Source organism: Pseudomonas sp. 3B-A001-10F (genome assembly GCF_056313565.1).
Genome location: NZ_JBQYFW010000034.1, coordinates 47,959 through 64,786, shown reverse-complemented (window position 1 = coordinate 64,786; position 16,828 = coordinate 47,959). Strand labels below are relative to the sequence as shown.

The 16,828-nt window shown below is 59.6% G+C and carries 16 protein-coding genes and 1 pseudogene; 6 read left to right on the top strand and 11 right to left on the bottom strand.

Features of this window, described 5'->3' with window-relative positions; all coding sequences use genetic code 11:
- Window positions 1–168, top strand: a pseudogene (locus AC0ZWN_RS24235) (IS4 family transposase); the annotation flags it as partial.
- A 49-nt stretch (window positions 169–217) separates the two neighbouring features.
- Here the strand turns inward: AC0ZWN_RS24235 and ilvD are convergent.
- The 6 genes from ilvD to AC0ZWN_RS24205 all read right to left on the bottom strand — a co-directional run bounded on the left by ilvD (window position 218) and on the right by AC0ZWN_RS24205 (window position 7,949).
- Window positions 218–2,059 (bottom strand): dihydroxy-acid dehydratase, encoded by a 1,842-nt coding sequence (ilvD, locus tag AC0ZWN_RS24230; RefSeq protein WP_435038355.1) that lies wholly within the window; start codon window positions 2,057–2,059, stop codon window positions 218–220.
- A gap of 268 nt (window positions 2,060–2,327) precedes the next feature.
- Window positions 2,328–3,560 (bottom strand): multidrug effflux MFS transporter, encoded by a 1,233-nt coding sequence (locus tag AC0ZWN_RS24225; RefSeq protein ID WP_476336864.1) that lies wholly within the window; start codon window positions 3,558–3,560, stop codon window positions 2,328–2,330.
- A complete protein-coding gene (locus AC0ZWN_RS24220) occupies window positions 3,553–4,530 on the bottom strand; it encodes a diiron oxygenase (RefSeq protein WP_476336862.1) in 978 nt (325 codons plus the stop codon). The genes AC0ZWN_RS24225 and AC0ZWN_RS24220 overlap by 8 nt, the downstream gene beginning before the upstream one ends.
- Window positions 4,527–5,600 carry a SagB family peptide dehydrogenase gene (locus AC0ZWN_RS24215; protein WP_257358654.1) on the bottom strand — a complete coding sequence of 358 codons (1,074 nt, stop codon included), beginning with the start codon at window positions 5,598–5,600 and terminating at the stop codon, window positions 4,527–4,529. The genes AC0ZWN_RS24220 and AC0ZWN_RS24215 overlap by 4 nt, the downstream gene beginning before the upstream one ends.
- Before the next feature lie 440 nt (window positions 5,601–6,040).
- Window positions 6,041–7,237: a class I SAM-dependent rRNA methyltransferase gene (locus tag AC0ZWN_RS24210; protein WP_476336860.1), complete on the bottom strand. Its 1,197-nt coding sequence runs from the start codon at window positions 7,235–7,237 to the stop codon at window positions 6,041–6,043.
- Window positions 7,238–7,409: 172 nt separating this feature from the next.
- On the bottom strand, window positions 7,410–7,949 hold the full coding sequence (locus AC0ZWN_RS24205) for a type 1 glutamine amidotransferase domain-containing protein (protein WP_476336859.1): 540 nt from the start codon (window positions 7,947–7,949) through the stop codon (window positions 7,410–7,412).
- 228 nt (window positions 7,950–8,177) lie between these two features.
- Between AC0ZWN_RS24205 and AC0ZWN_RS24200 the strand changes: the two genes are divergently transcribed.
- The 3 genes from AC0ZWN_RS24200 (at window position 8,178) to AC0ZWN_RS24190 (ending at window position 10,208) form a co-directional block, all read left to right on the top strand.
- Window positions 8,178–8,990 carry an HDOD domain-containing protein gene (locus tag AC0ZWN_RS24200; RefSeq protein WP_175559546.1) on the top strand — a complete coding sequence of 271 codons (813 nt, stop codon included), beginning with the start codon at window positions 8,178–8,180 and terminating at the stop codon, window positions 8,988–8,990.
- Between the two features lie 12 nt (window positions 8,991–9,002).
- On the top strand, window positions 9,003–9,815 hold the full coding sequence (mutM, locus tag AC0ZWN_RS24195; protein WP_095125836.1) for a bifunctional DNA-formamidopyrimidine glycosylase/DNA-(apurinic or apyrimidinic site) lyase: 813 nt from the start codon (window positions 9,003–9,005) through the stop codon (window positions 9,813–9,815).
- 69 nt (window positions 9,816–9,884) lie between these two features.
- Complete coding sequence (locus AC0ZWN_RS24190; RefSeq protein ID WP_460409979.1) at window positions 9,885–10,208, top strand: multidrug transporter; 324 nt, start codon at window positions 9,885–9,887, stop codon at window positions 10,206–10,208.
- A 132-nt stretch (window positions 10,209–10,340) separates the two neighbouring features.
- Here the strand turns inward: AC0ZWN_RS24190 and AC0ZWN_RS24185 are convergent, their stop codons facing one another.
- From AC0ZWN_RS24185 to AC0ZWN_RS24165, 5 genes are all read right to left on the bottom strand, one after another.
- Window positions 10,341–10,592 (bottom strand): YfhL family 4Fe-4S dicluster ferredoxin, encoded by a 252-nt coding sequence (locus AC0ZWN_RS24185; protein WP_003195146.1) that lies wholly within the window; start codon window positions 10,590–10,592, stop codon window positions 10,341–10,343.
- 147 nt (window positions 10,593–10,739) lie between these two features.
- Complete coding sequence (gene coaD, locus AC0ZWN_RS24180) at window positions 10,740–11,219, bottom strand: pantetheine-phosphate adenylyltransferase (RefSeq protein ID WP_003229157.1); 480 nt, start codon at window positions 11,217–11,219, stop codon at window positions 10,740–10,742.
- A 115-nt stretch (window positions 11,220–11,334) separates the two neighbouring features.
- Entirely contained in the window at window positions 11,335–12,930 is a 1,596-nt protein-coding gene (locus tag AC0ZWN_RS24175) for a GMC family oxidoreductase (protein WP_476336857.1), read from the bottom strand.
- 119 nt (window positions 12,931–13,049) lie between these two features.
- A complete protein-coding gene (locus AC0ZWN_RS24170) occupies window positions 13,050–13,595 on the bottom strand; it encodes a twin-arginine translocation pathway signal protein (RefSeq protein ID WP_476336855.1) in 546 nt (181 codons plus the stop codon).
- Window positions 13,596–13,624: 29 nt separating this feature from the next.
- A complete protein-coding gene (locus AC0ZWN_RS24165) occupies window positions 13,625–15,073 on the bottom strand; it encodes a coniferyl aldehyde dehydrogenase (protein ID WP_476336866.1) in 1,449 nt (482 codons plus the stop codon).
- Between the two features lie 128 nt (window positions 15,074–15,201).
- On the opposite strand from AC0ZWN_RS24165, the gene AC0ZWN_RS24160 reads away from it, so the two are divergent.
- On the top strand, window positions 15,202–15,873 hold the full coding sequence (locus AC0ZWN_RS24160) for a TetR/AcrR family transcriptional regulator (protein WP_007913599.1): 672 nt from the start codon (window positions 15,202–15,204) through the stop codon (window positions 15,871–15,873).
- A 32-nt stretch (window positions 15,874–15,905) separates the two neighbouring features.
- Window positions 15,906–16,760: a sulfurtransferase gene (locus AC0ZWN_RS24155; protein WP_476336854.1), complete on the top strand. Its 855-nt coding sequence runs from the start codon at window positions 15,906–15,908 to the stop codon at window positions 16,758–16,760.
- Window positions 16,761–16,828 lie beyond the last annotated feature (68 nt).

Below are 16,828 nucleotides of genomic sequence, written 5' to 3'. Positions count from 1 at the left end.
ATGGCTGCGGCCAATCCTGTTTCAGCGACGGGTAGACGGTTGGCGGAACTTAGAAAAGGCGTTGGCGGGCTGTTTCTGGATCACCGCCCAAGGCCTTCGAGGCCAAGGACGGTGAAGATCTCAAAAACCCGGTTTCCGGTGGACCGTAAGGCTGCTCCGCTTAAGTGAACAGCATTACCGCACTTGGCGGGGCATTTTTATTGCTGCGATTTGACGCTTACAGCCCGTCGAGCATCGCTTTGTTACGCACAGCACCCTTGTCGGCACTGGTCGCCAGCAGGGCGTAGGCCTTGAGGGCGGTGGTCACTTTGCGTGGACGCACCTCGACCGGTTTCCAGCCTTTCTTGTCCTGCTCGGCGCGGCGTGCGGCCAGTTCTTCGTCGCTGACCAACAGGTTGATCGAGCGGTTCGGAATGTCGATCAGCACCTTGTCGCCGTCCTGCACCAGACCGATCGCGCCGCCGGCTGCTGCTTCTGGCGAAGCGTGGCCGATGGACAGACCCGACGTACCGCCAGAGAAACGGCCGTCGGTGAGCAGCGCACAGGCTTTGCCCAGACCTTTGGATTTCAGGTACGACGTCGGGTAGAGCATTTCCTGCATGCCCGGGCCGCCTTTCGGGCCTTCGTAGCGAATGATGACGATGTCGCCAGCCTTCACTTCGTCAGCAAGGATGCCGCGTACGGCGCTGTCCTGGCTTTCAAAGATCTTCGCGTTGCCTTCGAAGACGTGGATCGACTCGTCAACACCGGCGGTTTTCACCACGCAGCCATCGAGCGCGATGTTGCCGTACAGCACGGCCAGGCCACCTTCTTGCGAATAGGCGTGTTCGAAACTGCGGATGCAGCCGTTCTCACGGTCGTCATCGAGGGTTTCCCAACGGGTCGACTGGCTGAACGCCGTCTGTGTCGGAATACCGGCAGGGCCGGCCTTGAAGAAGTGGTGCACGGCTTCATCGTCGGTCTGGGTGATGTCCCACTTGGCGATGGCTTCTTCCATGCTGCGGCTGTGCACGGTCGGCAGGTCGGTGTGCAGCAGACCGCCACGGGCCAGCGAGCCGAGGATGCTGAAGATGCCGCCGGCGCGGTGCACGTCTTCCATGTGGTACTTCTGGATGTTCGGCGCCACTTTGCACAGTTGCGGGACGCTGCGCGAGAGACGATCGATGTCGCGCAGGTCGAAATCGATTTCGGCTTCCTGAGCGGCAGCGAGCAAGTGCAGGATGGTATTGGTCGAACCGCCCATGGCGATGTCGAGCATCATCGCGTTCTCGAACGCCTTGAAGTTGGCGATGTTGCGCGGCAATACCGACTCATCGTTCTCGCCGTAGTAGCGTTTGCACAGCTCGACGATGGTGCGGCCGGCCTGCAGGAACAGTTGTTCGCGGTCGCTGTGGGTGGCGAGGGTCGAACCGTTGCCGGGCAATGCCAGACCCAGTGCTTCGGTCAGGCAGTTCATCGAGTTGGCGGTGAACATGCCGGAGCACGAACCGCAGGTCGGACAGGCGCTGCGCTCGTACTCAGCGACTTTCTCGTCAGAAGCGCTGGCGTCGGCGGCGATCACCATGGCATCGACAAGGTCGAGGCCGTGGGAAGCGAGTTTGGTCTTGCCGGCTTCCATCGGGCCGCCGGAAACGAAAATCACCGGAATGTTCAGGCGCAAGGCAGCCATTAGCATGCCCGGGGTGATCTTGTCGCAGTTGGAGATGCAGACGATGGCGTCGGCGCAGTGGGCGTTGACCATGTACTCGACGGAGTCGGCGATGATTTCGCGACTCGGCAGCGAATACAGCATGCCGTCGTGGCCCATGGCGATGCCGTCATCCACGGCGATGGTGTTGAATTCCTTGGCCACGCCACCGGCGCGTTCGATTTCACGGGCGACCAGTTGACCGAGGTCCTTCAGGTGCACGTGGCCCGGTACGAACTGGGTAAACGAGTTGGCAATGGCGATGATCGGCTTTTTGAAGTCGTCATCTTTCATCCCCGTGGCGCGCCACAGTGCGCGGGCACCGGCCATGTTGCGGCCGTGGGTGGATGTTTTCGAGCGGTAATCTGGCATGGAGCACTCCGGGCGGCTAATCACTTACTAATCAGGTGCAAAAGGGGAGTGAGCTTCTATTGACGTCTGGAACACTCAGAAATGGCCGTGTGTCCGTGAAGTTGCCGATGACGTTGCGGGATCGCCGCTGGTCTCAGCCTGAGCTCATAAACCCGCCGGGGGATGAATGGCGATGAATCAGCCGATTCTACACCGCTGGCGTATGGAGGGAATGGCGCAAAGCGTTGTTCCAGTGCAGACGGCGTGTATGGGATGACGACTGGCGGGTTTAATCACCGCCGGTCTGCGCCATGACGTTGCCTTCAAGGTTTTTCGCGCGACGGCTGAGCCGGTTGTTGAGCACCAGCGCGATCGCGCTCAGCAGCACAAAGCTGTAGCCCAGCGTCAATTGCAGATTGGCCGGACTGAGGCTGATCAATGCGCTGATCAGGCCGCCACAAATAAAGATGATCGTACTGCCCGCCGAGGCCGATGTGCCGGCGTTTTCAGGAAACAGGCCCATGGCCCGAGAGGTAGCGGCGGGGCGGGCAATGGTGGTGCCAGCGGTGCAGATCAGCATCGGGATCAACACCGTGGCTGGCGCCAACACATGATTGGCTGCCAGGTACAGCATTGCCAGTCCCGACAGCAGTATCAGGCTCAGCCCGGTGAAGATTTGCTGAACCGGCGTGATGCGTCGATTGAGTACCGCGGCGATGATCCCACCGACAACATACGCCGCACCGTAAACCAGCAGGATCAGCGAAAAGTCGTAAGGCGCGAGTTGCAGTTGGTCCATGAAAATCAGCGGCGAAATCACGATGAACGAGAAGTGGCAGGCGAAGGCAAACGCCGAAATCAGCCAGTAGCCGACAAACTCGAAGTCCCCCAACACGCGTCGGTAGGATTGAATGAAGCCGGTCGGCGAACCACCTGAGGCCGGTCGGCTGCTCGGTAAAAACAGCCAGGCCTTGATCAGCACCATGGCGGACAGTGCGCAAAAGATCCAGAAGCTGCCGCGCCAACCAAGTGTCGCCTGGAGAAAAGTCCCGGCCAGTGGCGATACCGAAATGAATATCCCGGTCGCCGTGACCATCAGGATCCGTAACCGGTCGCGCTCTTCACCTTCGAACAGATCCTGCACCAGTGCCTGCGACAGCACGAAACATCCACAGCCCAAGGCCTGCATCACCCGAAATACCAGGAATAGCGTGTAATCGGAGGTCATCACGCAACCGAACGCACCCAGCATCGATACGCTCATGCCGGCTAATAACAGGCCCTTGCGCCCGATCACGTCCGAGAGGGGGCCGATCAAAAGCTGGGCAAACGCGATCCCCACGGCGAACAGGCTGATGGACAGTGCGATGTCTGCCGGTGAACGGAGAAAGTGCGTCGCCATTGCCGGAAAGGAGGGCAGCAGCACGTCCAGTGGAAACACACCCAGCAGCACCATGGCCAGCAACAGGCTGACAGCGGCGCGGCGCTGCCTGGTGGTTGCCACGGATTGTCCTTTATCCATCGATCAGTCCTGCCTTGGCGAAAAGTTTCTGGTTATGGGGATGTGCGAAAAAACCGGCCTTGCGTAGTGCGTCCAGCGTTGCGATGGCGCCTGATCGTGCACGGGCCCGGTTGGCTTGCACCGTTGCCATGCCGCCGACGATTTGTTTCACGTCACTGTCGGCGATGCCTGCCCCTCGCAGGCTCTGTTGCAGCCAGCGTTCGTCGGCCTCGAAAAAAATCCCGATGATCTCCAGCAGTGTCCGGCTCACAAACGCACGCTGGCGGCTGTTCATCGACAGCCAGAAATAATGGAACACCTCGCTGAAGTAGCGGCTGTGGCGGGCTTCGTCAGTCAGGTGGTCGCGCAGCATGTCGTTGACGCTGGACACCAGGCTGTCGCGGCAGACGTCCAGCAGCTCGCGGGCAATGATGGTTTCCGAGACGAAACCGAGCAGAAACCATGCCAGTGGCCGGTTGTTTTCCGGTGTGCGGGCGATCAGTGCGTTGAGGCGGCTGATGCGCTTCGGAATCGTCGGACGTCCGGTGAACCCGTAGAACGCGGCGATCTGTTCGGCGAGACGATTGGAGAACAGCGCGTGATAACCCTCGTCGGTGTAGAGCTGCAGCGCGGCGTGCTTCATCGGCAGAGGCACGTAAAGGGGCAGTTCCCGGTGCACGATGACTTCCACTGCACGATTGACGATGCGGTGTTCAAGCAAGGTGGTGTAATCGAGAAAATGCACCAGATGGTTGGCTGCCAGTCGATGCTGTACGTCGCGCCCTGCCGCCTGGATGGCCGGATGTGCCAGATAAGGCAGAAATGCCGGCGGGAACCAGTGGCGGGTTTGCAGTTGCAGCGGCACATCGTCGGGCAATTGATAGTCATGGGTACTGCTGCGCACCGAGGCCCGGCTTTCCCAGTCTCCCAAGGTAAATTTGAGCGCCCAGGACACCGGCGCTTGATCAGGGTCGGCCATCGACAGGGTCATGCCTGTCCCTCGCGCAACAGCTCGCGCATTTCGTGGCACATCACTTGCCCGTCGCTTTGTCCACAGCCAACAAAGAACAGCGGTTGTTCAGCACTGCCCTCGAGATTGAGCAGTGCTTCGACCTGCTGGTCGGCAAATGCGCCGGTCAGCCAGGTGTTGAGGCCCAGTGCCGTGGCGACCAGTTGAAAGGTTTGCGACAAGTGGCCCGCTTCAACGAAGGCCATGCGATAGGCCCGCGAATGTTCGTACTTCCACCAGAGCCGGTCAAAACGGGCGGTGATGAACAACCCCAGCGGCAGGTTGTTGATGAAGTGCTGACCGCCGAGCAATTGGCCCAGCGCTGGTTGAGGCAGCGGATTGATCCGGCTCAGGGTGTGGTCGGCCGGATGATAGGCATAGATGCCCGGTTCCAGGCCATCGACGTTCTGCACCAGGAGGAAGCCTTCGCAAGCGTTCAGGCCCCCCGCGGAAGGACTGCTTCGCCGTGCGCTTAGTCCTTGGGCGATGCTGTCGTCGCGATCATTGTCTCGTTCATGGAGATAACCGAGGGAAAGGTAAAGCAGGGTGCCGACGTCCTTCAGCGTTATCGCTGCACCTGTATAGGAGCGGCAGGTTTTGCGCTGGAGCAGAACATTTCCCAGACGGTCGTTATTCAAAGCGCCCGGCGCAGGCAGGGCGATACGCTGCTCGGGTGCTGGCGTCGGGCGGTCTGCAGCAGGCTGTGGGGTGGCCAGTACTTCGTTGCAGTGCGCCAGATATTGCCTGGACCACTCGTGAATATTCTGTGGGGTATGTTCGCAGGGAATATTTTGTGTGCCGATGTGATAAATCTTCGACAGCTCATCCCAGCCCCATGGCGGATTGTCTATTTTTGAAACGGTAAGAATATCTGCGCTCAATAGTTGTGTGTCTATTATGTTGTGCGCGTCGAACAGTTGAGGATTGTTGATTAGTTGCGCAAGGCGAGTTGCATAGTTCAGATCAAGTTCGTGTTGTGTATGGTTTTTATAATTCCACACAACTTGTCCGGTCTGGCGCGGCAATATAAACAAGTAAGGATTGATGTGCATATTGATCGTTTCACTCTGGAAGAAGTCAAAAGGACGCCGGGTTGCCGGCACTCCCCAGCGTCCTGACTTACTTAGCGGGCTTTAGGGGCAACCAGAAAAGCCAGGTTTGCGATTTTTTTACTTTCCAGAGAAATACTTTTCATGATGTGAACTCCTTGTTCATTGATAGTTGAAGTCACCTCGTGGTGACAACTTCATAATAGTTTGTAATGGATTATTGGCAAGGGGATATTAGGTAGGAAATTTCCAGTAATTTTGTCGGAGTAATCTTTAGCTGGAAATAAACTTGTAGGGCAAGTTTCAGTAATTAAAAGACATAAGGAAATGTCCTGCATGTCTGCGGGAATATAATTGTAGGAAGTCCAGGAAGATAGCGAAGGGAAGGGCGATGCCAGAAACCAAAACGGGGAGCCTGCTGGCTCCCCGTTATCCGCAAAAAATCAGCTGTTGGGCAGCAGGCGGCAGGTGATGCTCTTGATGTAGCGTGTTTCGGCGATGGCAGGGTGCACCGGGTGATCCGGACCCTGGCCACCACGCTCGAGCAACTGGATGTTGCGATCCAGGTGACGGGCGCTGGTCAGCAGGATGTTCTGCAGGTCATCTTCCGGCAGGTGCATCGAGCACGACGCGCTGACCAGGATGCCGTCCTTGTTGAGCAGGCGCATGGCTTGCTCGTTCAGGCGACGGTAGGCGCCTTCGCCGTTTTTCATGTCTTTCTTGCGTTTGATGAACGCTGGCGGGTCGGCCACGATCACGTCGAAGCGCTCTTCGCTGGCTTTCAGCTCTTTCAAGGCTTCGAAGACGTCGCCTTCGATGCAGGTCATCTTGTCGGCGAAACCGTTCAGCGCAGCGTTGCGCTCAACACCGTCGAGGGCGAAAGCCGAGGCGTCGACGCAGAACACTTCGCTGGCGCCGAACGCAGCAGCCTGCACGCCCCAGCCACCGATGTAGCTATAGAGGTCGAGGACGCGTTTGCCTTTGGCGTAAGGGGCCAGGCGTGCACGGTTCATGCGGTGGTCGTAGAACCAGCCGGTTTTCTGCCCCTGAATGACCGGGGCTTCGAATTTCACACCGTTCTCTTCCAGCGCCACCCACTCCGGCACCAGGCCGAACACGGTTTCGACGTAGCGGTTGAGGCCTTCGGCATCACGGGCTGCGGAGTCGTTCTTGAACAGGATGCCGCTTGGTTTGAGCACTTGGGTCAGGGCCGCGATCACGTCATCTTTGTGCGCTTCCATGGTCGCCGAGGCGATCTGCACCACAAGGATGTCGCCGAAACGGTCAACGACCAGGCCAGGCAACAGGTCGGAGTCACCGTAGACCAGACGGTAGAACGGTTTGTCGAACAGGCGCTCGCGCAGTGACAGGGCCACGTTCAGACGGTGCACCAGCAGCGACTTGTCCAGCACAACTTTAATATCGCGCGACAGCAGGCGGGCGCAGATCAGGTTGTTCGGGCTCATCGCCACGATGCCCAACGGCTTGCCGCCAGCGGCTTCGAGGATGGCCTGGTCGCCGGCATTGAAGCCGTGAAGCGGGGTGGCGGCTACATCGATTTCGTTGCTGTAGACCCACAGGTGACCGGCGCGCAGGCGACGGTCGGCGTTGGCTTTGAGGCGCAAGCTAGGCAGGGACATGACGTCGCTCCGGAAAAAAGAGCGGGAGTATAGCGTGTTGCGACTTGTGCCGGGTTTGATGAGCGATGAAACGCTGATGGCCTCTTCGCGAGCAAGCTCGCTCCCACAGGGACCTTGTGTCGATCCAGAATCTACTGTGTGAGCGAGCTTGCTCGCGAGACGGCCTCGAATACTACGCCGACAGCGCGGTGATCAACTCCTTGCTGAACGCCGGAATATCATCCGGCTGACGGCTGCTGATCAGGTGACCATCCTTGACCACTTCTTTATCGACCCAGTTGGCCCCGGCATTCACCAGATCATCCTTGAGTGTCTTGTAACTGGTCATGGTCTTGCCGTTGACCAGCCCGGCGGAAATCAGCAGCCATCCGCCATGGCAGATCACCGCAATCGGTTTGCCGGCAGAGGCGCCGGTCTTGACCAGGTGCTGGGCATCCTGATCGATGCGGATGGTGTCGGAGTTCTGCACGCCGCCCGGCAGGACGATCGCGTCGTACTGCTCGCTGCTGGCGCCCTGGAAGGTCTGGTCGACCTCGAAGTCGTCCGCTGGTTTATCGTGGTTCCAGCCTTTGACCTTGCCGGCCTCGGCGGAGAGGATGTCGACTTGCGCGCCCGCTTGCTCCAGTGCCTGCTTGGGACCGGTCAGTTCGACCTGTTCGAAACCGTCTGTTACCAAAATGGCGACGCGTTTGCCGTTGAGGGAAGTGGCCATCGATAAGCTCCTGAGTCTGTGGGAGTTTGCCGCCGCAATGGGCCGGTGTGACCCGTTGGGCATTACAGATTCCGAAGCCTGGGCGTTAATGAAAGTTCCTGACAATTGCCCACTGGTGTGTCGTCTCGCGGTTTTTAGAGGTTAGAATCGCCGCCTGTCCCAGAGTGTGTACTTATGTCCCAAGAGCTGACCACCGAACAGATTCAACAATCGCTGCAAGGCATCAGCGTGCCGGCGCAACCGCAGATCATGGTGGATCTGCAAATGGAGCAGTACATGCCCGACCCGGACCTGGAGGTGATCGCCAAGCTGATCGCTCAGGATCCCGGTCTGTCCGGCTCGCTGCTGAAAATCGTCAACTCGCCGTATTACGGTCTGAGCAACAAGATCACCTCGATTCAACGCGCGGTGAATCTGTTGGGCAGCCGCTCGATCATCAACCTGATCAACGCGCAGTCGATCAAGGGCGAGATGAACGACGACACCATCGTCACCCTTAACCGTTTCTGGGACACCGCCCAGGATGTGGCGATGACCTGCCTGACGCTGGCCAAGCGTATCGGCACTCAGGCCGGTGACGAGGCTTACGCCTTGGGCCTGTTCCACGATTGTGGCGTGCCGTTGATGCTGCAACGGTTTCCCAATTACATGACGGTGCTGGAAAAGGCTTACGCCAATGCCAGCGCCGAATGTCGGGTGGTCGACACCGAGAACAGCGAGTTCAACACCAACCACGCGGTGGTCGGCTACTACACCGCCAAGTCGTGGCGCCTGCCGGAGCATGTCAGTGCGGCGATCGCCAATCACCACAACGCCCTGGCGATCTTCAGCGATGAATCGTCGCGCAACAGTCAGCTGAAAAACCTCCTGGCGATCCTGAAGATGGCCGAGCATATTTGTGCGTCATACCGTGTGCTGGGCAACCAGACCGAAGATTCCGAATGGAACGCCGTCGGCCCGCTGGTACTCGACTATGTAGGACTGTCGGATTACGACTTCGAAACTCTCAAACAAACAATCCGCGACCTCGGCGCGCATTGATCCGAGAACGCCATGCCTGAACTGCCAGAAGTCGAAACCACCCGTCGCGGGATTGCCCCGCACCTGGAAGGCCAGCGCGTCAGTCGGGTGATCGTGCGTGACCGGCGGTTGCGCTGGCCGATCCCCGAAGACCTCGATGTGCGCCTGTCGGGGCAGCGCATCGTGCTGGTCGAGCGTCGCGCCAAGTATCTGCTGATCAACGCCGAAGTCGGCACGCTGATCAGCCACTTGGGCATGTCGGGTAATTTGCGTCTGGTTGAAGCCGGATTGCCGGCGCTTAAGCACGAACACGTCGATATCGAGCTGGAGTCGGGGCTGGCGCTGCGCTACACCGATCCGCGCCGGTTCGGCGCGATGTTGTGGAGCAACGACCCGCTCAACCATGAACTGCTGATTCGCTTGGGGCCTGAGCCACTGACCGATCTGTTCGATGGCGAGCGCTTGTTTCAGCTATCACGCGGGCGGTCGATGGCGGTCAAGCCGTTCATCATGGACAACGCAGTGGTGGTCGGGGTCGGCAATATTTACGCGACCGAAGCGCTGTTCGCCGCTGGGATTGACCCGCGCCGCGAGGCCGGGGGCATTTCCCGGGGGCGCTATCTGAAGCTGGCGATCGAGATCAAACGCATTCTGGCCGCTGCCATCGAGCGCGGAGGTACGACGCTGCGCGATTTCATTGGCGGCGACGGTCAGCCGGGGTATTTCCAGCAGGAACTGTTTGTCTATGGCCGTGGCGGTGAACACTGCAAGGTCTGCGGTACCGGTTTGCGTGAAGTGAAGCTCGGCCAGCGTGCCAGTGTGTTCTGCCCGCGCTGCCAGACCTGAGGCAACAGGCTGAAAAAGTCCTACGGTCTATAGTGAGTGGTCTCACTGTTCAGCCCGAAGGATCGTGCCATGAAATCCTTGCAAACCCTCGTTATTACGCTGCTGCTGTGTTCCAGTCTGGCGGTTCAGGCCACGGAAAACGGCAGCGGTGACCCGCGCTACACCATCCAGAATCCACCGGCCTACGCGATGATCGGCGACTTGCTGATTGCCCGACCTTTATTGGTGGTGGCGACGGTCATCGGTGCGGGGGCGTTCGTCGTGTCGTTGCCGTTTACCGCGCTGGGCGGCGGGATTGGCGATGCGGGGCAGGCGTTGGTGGTGGATCCGGCGAAAGCCGCTTTTGTGCGGTGCCTGGGGTGTATCGGGGAGGGGTTTGAGCAGCGCGAGTAAGCTGATCAGGGATTTGCTGTGTGGCTGACGGCCCTTTCGCGAGCAAGCTCGCTCCCACATTGGAACGCATTTTAAATGTGGGAGCGAGCTTGCTCGCGAAGAGGCCCGAAAGAGCGCTACAAATCCGGCGAATCAAGCCTTGCCAGTGATCTTGCGGTATTTCTCCATCAACTGTTCTTCAGTCTCCGGATGCGCTTCGTCCAGCGGAATGCAATCCACCGGGCAGACCTGTTGGCATTGTGGTTCGTCGTAGTGGCCGACGCACTGGGTGCACAGGTTCGGGTCGATCACGTAGATCTCTTCGCCTTGGGAGATGGCGGCGTTCGGGCACTCGGGTTCGCAGACGTCGCAGTTGATGCAATCGTCGGTGATGATCAGGGACATGCTAACTCCAGCCGGGGCGGCAGGCCCGGGCGCTATAAATCAATGCGCGCAATTGTGCCGCATTGGCGAGCGCAGTGCACGCGGCTGCGATCAAGGGCACGAGACTGCAATCTTTTAAAAGCAAAAGATCACAGCCTTCGGCAGCTCCTACTTCTTGAAGCGCAGGGTCAACGCATCAGCCACGGCCGGGTGGACGAACTTGCTGATATCGCCGCCCAGCGCGGCAATTTCCCGCACCAGCGTCGAGGAAATGAACGAATAACGCTCGGACGGCGTGAGAAACAGGCTCTCCACATCCGGGGCCAACTGACGGTTCATGTTGGCCAGCTGGAATTCGTATTCGAAGTCCGACACCGCACGCAGACCGCGCAGGAACACGTTAGCGTTCTGCTCTTTGGCGAAATGCGCCAGCAGTGTCGAGAAACCGACCACTTCCACGTTCGGCAGGTGTTTGGTCACTTCGCGAGCCAGTTCTACCCGTTGTTCCAGCGGGAACAGCGGGTTTTTCTTCGGGCTGGCAGCGACTGCAATAATCACGTGGTCGAACAGGCGCGAGGCGCGTTCGACCAGATCGCCATGGCCCTTGGTAATAGGGTCGAAGGTACCTGGGTACAACACTCGGTTCATCGCGTCGTCCTGGCGGGAGTCCGTTGGGGAGTCGGATGGTATCGCAGCCGTCCCGGTCGGCCAAGTCGCCTGTTGGGTAAGAAAGCACTATAGACGAGGCAATTAATTGGTTTTTTCACGGGTTTCTCAGCCGATCGGCGAGGGAAGTCGCCAGTTGCGCGGTCAGGCCATACACCGATAGCTGCGGGTTGGCGCCGATGCTGGTAGGGAACAGCGAGCCGTCGTGAATCGACAGATTAGCCAGTTGATGATGCCGGCCGAGACTGTCGGTGACTGCGCTTTTCGGCTCTTCGCCCATCGCGCAACCGCCCATGACGTGCGCGCTGCCCAGACGCGTGCGGTACAGCTCAAGGCTCAAACCATCGATCAGCGTGCGGGCCTCGGCCAGGGTTTTCACGTAACGGGCGTCGGCGTGCATCGGCATCACCGCTTTTGCACCGCCGGCAAACTGGATTTCGGCCATGACGTGAAAAGCCCGGCGCAAGCCTTCCCAGGCGTAAGGTGACACCTGATAGTCGAGCACCGGCGAACCATCGCCACGCAACTCGACGGTGCCGCCCGTGCTGTCCGGGTGAAAACCGTCACGTAGCAAGGCCAGCATGGCGTGGGTGTGCGGCAGGTCCGCCATGTGTTGCGCGCTCTCTGCGCCAAAGCCGCCGAGCAGGGTGGCAGCCAAGGCCGGATGCAACGGCGGCACTTCGAGCTTGAAGGCCATCGGCCCGCTGGTGCCGTCCTTCCACTGGAAATGGTCGGAGTAGATCGACTGCGGTGCCCCGTAAAACGGGTTGATGACTTCGTCGAAGCGCGCTGCGGACATGTTCACCGGGTGCAGAAAGGTACGTTTTCCCAGGGTTTTATGTGGGTCCGCAGCATCCGAACGCAGCAACAGCGCCGGGCTGTTGATGCCGCCGCCGGCGAGCACGTAATGCCGCGCCTTGACCGTGATCTTGCGCCCGGTCGGCGTGACGCAACGTTCGTCCATCGCCACGCATTGCAGGCCAGTGACCTTGTCGCCGTTGATCAGCAGCTTCTCCGCGCGGGCCAGATAAAGCAGTTCGCCGCCCTTTTCCAGAGTCGCCGGAATGGTCGTGACCATCATCGATTGTTTGGCATTGGTCGGACAGCCCATGCCGCAATAGCCGAGGTTCCAGCAGCCGCGCACGTTACGTGGGATCACGTGCCAGCTATAGCCCAGTTGCTCGCAGCCTTTACGGATCACGTCGTTGTTGGCGTTGGGTGGCACCATCCACGGGGCGACGCCGAGGCGCTGCTCCATTTTCTCGAACCACGGCGCCATCTCGGCAGGGCTGTGACCTTTGACGTTGTGTTCCTTGGCCCAGTGCTCGAGGGTCGGCTCTGGGGTGCGAAAGCTCGAGGTCCAGTTGATCAGCGTTGTGCCGCCGACAGCGCGGCCCTGAAGAATGGTGATCGCGCCGTCCTTGCTCATGCGCCCGATGCCTTCCTGATAAAGGCTGCTGTAGGCCTTGTCTTCGAGCATTTTGAAGTCGGAGCTGGTTTTCAGCGGGCCTTCTTCGATCAGCAGCACTTTGTAGCCGGCAGCGCTGAGGATTTCTGCCGTGGTGCCGCCACCGGCGCCGCTGCCGATGATGGCCACGTCGGCTTCAAGGCTGAGATCGTCGCTCAGTTGTGCGCCGTTGTAGGTTTTCCAGCCTCGGGCGAGGCCTTCGCGGAACGGGTCGGGTACGGGCATCGATCGGGTTCTCTTGTTTTTGTTGTTCTGGCGGGCCTCATCGCGAGCAGGCTCACTCCTACAGGGAAATGCATTTCAAATGTGGGAGCGAGCTTGCTCGCGAAGGGAGCGACACGGTTTCAGACGCTAGGCGGCCCTGGATAACCGCAATGCGCCCACGACTCCGCGCGGGTATACCAGGCCATCATTACCATCTGCTGCAACGAGCTATGCCCCATGCGCAGTAGGTTCAGCGAACTGTTTTCCCAGCGATCAAGGAAATGCCGCATGGCCTCGGCACTGGCGTTCTCCCAACTGCCCCAGATCCCGGTGAGTGGTCCGCGCGTCACGGCCATGCCGAGTACATCGAACAGTTGTCGTGTGAGCTTGAGCATTTCCGGCGACAGGTGGTCGAGGCTGTAGTCCAGCGACTTGAGCGTGCCATCAACCGCGCTCGGCATCTTCTCGGCTGCCACGGCGCCGTCGAGCATCACCGGAATCAGCGTGCGCAGAAACAGCAGGTCGCCGTCACGCAACGAGACAAAACCGTTGGCCGCGACGCTCGACGAACAGCCGCTGAGGCTGGCGCCGAGTCCGGCGGTGGCGAGAAACACCGTGGCGCCGAGGCTGAATTTCAGCAGGCCACGGCGCGACAGTGCAGGTGTTTCGGTCAGGCTTGGGTGCATTGTTTTTATTACCCGGCGATGACAAAGGTTTAGCGAATGAACAGCTTCTGGATCAGTTTCTGAATCGATGTGCCGTAGGGCGGGTAAATCAGTCGGGCTGCGTTGAAGCGCTGTTTAATCAGCACGCCCTTGGCCTTGCTGAAGGTCAGGAAGCCTTCGTGACCGTGGTAGTGGCCCATGCCCGAAGCGCCGATGCCACCGAACGGCATATCGTCCTGAGCCACATGCAGCAAGGTGTCGTTCAGGCACACACCGCCGGAATGAGTTTCGTGTAGCACCCGGTTCTGTTCGCGTTTGTCGTAGCCAAAGTAGTAAAGAGCCAGAGGACGTGGCCGCTGATTGATGTAAGCAAATGCCTGCTCCAGGTCCTGATACGGCACGATCGGCAGCAGCGGGCCGAAGATTTCGTCCTGCATCACCGTCATCTCATCGCTGACATTCAGCAGCACACTGTGCGGCATGCGTCGGCCCTGGCCCTGCTCGAACAGCGGAATCAACAGCGCTCCCTTGCTGGTGGCGTCGCTTACATAACCGTTGAGCCGCGCTAGTTGGCGTTCGTTGATGATCGCCGTGTAGTCCGGATTGTCGGTGAGTGTCGGGTAAAAACCCTGCACCGCCTGGCGATAGGCTTCGACAAAAGCACCGACCCGGGTTTCCGGCACCAGCACGTAATCCGGGGCCACGCAGGTCTGGCCGGCGTTGAGGGTTTTACCGAAGGCTATGCGCTCGGCGGCATCTTTGAGCGGCACATCGCGGGAGACGATGGCCGGCGACTTGCCGCCCAGTTCCAGGGTGACCGGGGTGAGGTTTTCGGCGGCGGCGCGCATCACGTGTTTGCCGATGCTGGTGGCGCCGGTGAACAGCAAGTGGTCGAAGCGCAAGCGCGAGAACGCCACGCCGATGTCGGCTTCACCGAGTACCACGCAGACCAGGTCTTCGGGGAAAATTCGCGCCAGCAGTTCTTTCATCAACAAGCCGGTGGCCGGGGTCGATTCGCTCAGTTTGAGCATCACCCGGTTGCCCGCCGCCAAGGCGCCAACCAGCGGGCCAACCGCCAGATACAACGGGTAATTCCACGGCACAATGACGCCGACTACGCCGAGAGGCTGATACACCACTTTTGCCGAAGCGGGCTGAAACGCGATGCCGACCTTGCGCCGCGAGGCTTTCATCCAGCCTTTGAGATGGCGGCTGGCGTAATGAATGCCGTGCAGGCTCGGCATCAGTTCGGCGAGCAAGGTTTCGTCGCCACTGCGATGGCTGAAATCGGAGCTGATCGCCTCGATCAAGGCCTGACGCTCGTTGCTGAGCAAATCACTCAGGGCCTTGAGCCATTGCTGGCGCTGGGCGGCGGGCGGCATCGGATTGGCGGCATACGCAGCCCGCTGCGCCTCGAACAACCGGTCCAGTTCGGCCAGCGGTTGTTGCAGCGTTTGCAGGTAAGCAACGTCGGCAGTCATGGTCTGCTCCGGATTTATTGTAGTGATGAACTTTTTAGAGTCTATGCTCTAGAAAGTCAAATGACTTCCTTGCACGGCAGTGTTTTATCCATTTCCGGTTAGGTCGTAAGATGCTCCCCAACGCACTCTGAATTAAAGCTCAAGCCATGGCCCCACGAATAAAAACCAGCGAGCGTATCGTGCTGAACAGCCTTGAACTGTTCAATCAGCAGGGCGAGCGCAGCATCAGCACCAATCATATTGCCGCCCACATGGAGATTTCTCCGGGCAACCTGTACTACCACTTCCCCAACAAGCAGGCGATCATCGCCGTGTTGTTCAGTGAGTACGAAAGCCTCGTGGACAGCTTTCTGCGTCCGCCGCAGGGGCGCGCGGCGACGGTCGAGGACAAGCGTTTCTATCTCAAGGAATTGCTCTCGGCGATGTGGCGCTACCGCTTTCTGCACCGCGATCTGGAGCATCTGCTCGACAGCGATCCGGAACTGGCCGCCCGCTATCGGCGCTTTTCCCAGCGCTGCGTGATTCAAGGCGCGGCGATTTACGAAGGTTTTGTTGCCGCCGGGATCCTTGATATGGATCGCGTGCAGATCGAATCCCTGACCCTCAATGCCTGGATCATCCTGACGTCCTGGGTGCGCTTCCTGTGCACCACGCGCGAAAACTCCAACCACCTCAGTGAACAAGCTATTAAACGTGGCGTGTATCAGGTGCTGGTGCTGGAAGCCGGGTTTGTCACCGAGCAGGCGCGTGACGAGGTCAATGCGTTGTTCGAGGAGTTCTACGTGCCGCTGGCCCAGGCCCTCGAAGACGTGAAATAAACCGTTCTGTTGAAATCCCCCAGGAGCCTGTTATGCCGATTGCGCAACTGATCAGCCCCGAAGCCCTGGATGCCCGCAAGGGGCAGCCAGGGCTGGTGATTCTCGATTGTCGTTTTGCCCTCGAAGACTCGGTCTACGGTCAGCGCAGCTATGCCGAGGGGCACATTGCCGGGGCGAGCTTTGCCGATCTTGAGCGTGACCTCAGCGGTAAAGTGGTCAAAGGCGTGACTGGCCGTCACCCGTTGCCCGAGCCGGCGGCGTTTATCGAGCGGCTGCAGGCTTGGGGCATCAACAACGACAGCGACGTGGTTTTGTACGACGACGGTCCCGGTGCCTACGCGGCGCGGGCGTGGTGGTTGCTGGCGTGGCTGGGTAAGCGCGATGGCGTGTTCATTCTCGATGGTGGGCTCAAGGCGTGGCATGCGGCGGGGCTGCCGCTGAGCCTGGATGCGCCGACGGATACCCGTGGCAATTTCAGTGGCCAGCCGGACACCCGCCTGCTGCTCAGCGCCGAGCAACTGCAACAGCGGCTTGGTCAACCGGCGCTGACGTTGATCGATGCCCGGGCTTTGCCGCGTTTCAAAGGTGAGGTCGAGCCGATTGATCCGGTTGCCGGGCATATTCCCGGTGCGCAATGCGCGGCGTTCACCGACAACCTCGGCAGCGATGGACGATTCCTGCCGGCGGATCAACTCAAGCAGCGTTTTGCCGCGAAGCTGGGTGAGCGTTCGCCAGCGGATCTGGTTGCGTATTGCGGATCCGGCGTGACGGCGTGTCACAACCTGTTTGCGTTGTGTCTGGCGGGTTATCCGTTGGCGGCGTTGTACGCCGGGTCGTGGAGTGAGTGGATCAACGAGCCGGCTCGCGGCATCGCCACCGGCGAATAAGATCAAAAGATCGCAGCCTTCGGCAGCTCCTACATTGGAATGCATTTCCCTGTAGGAGCTGCCGAAGG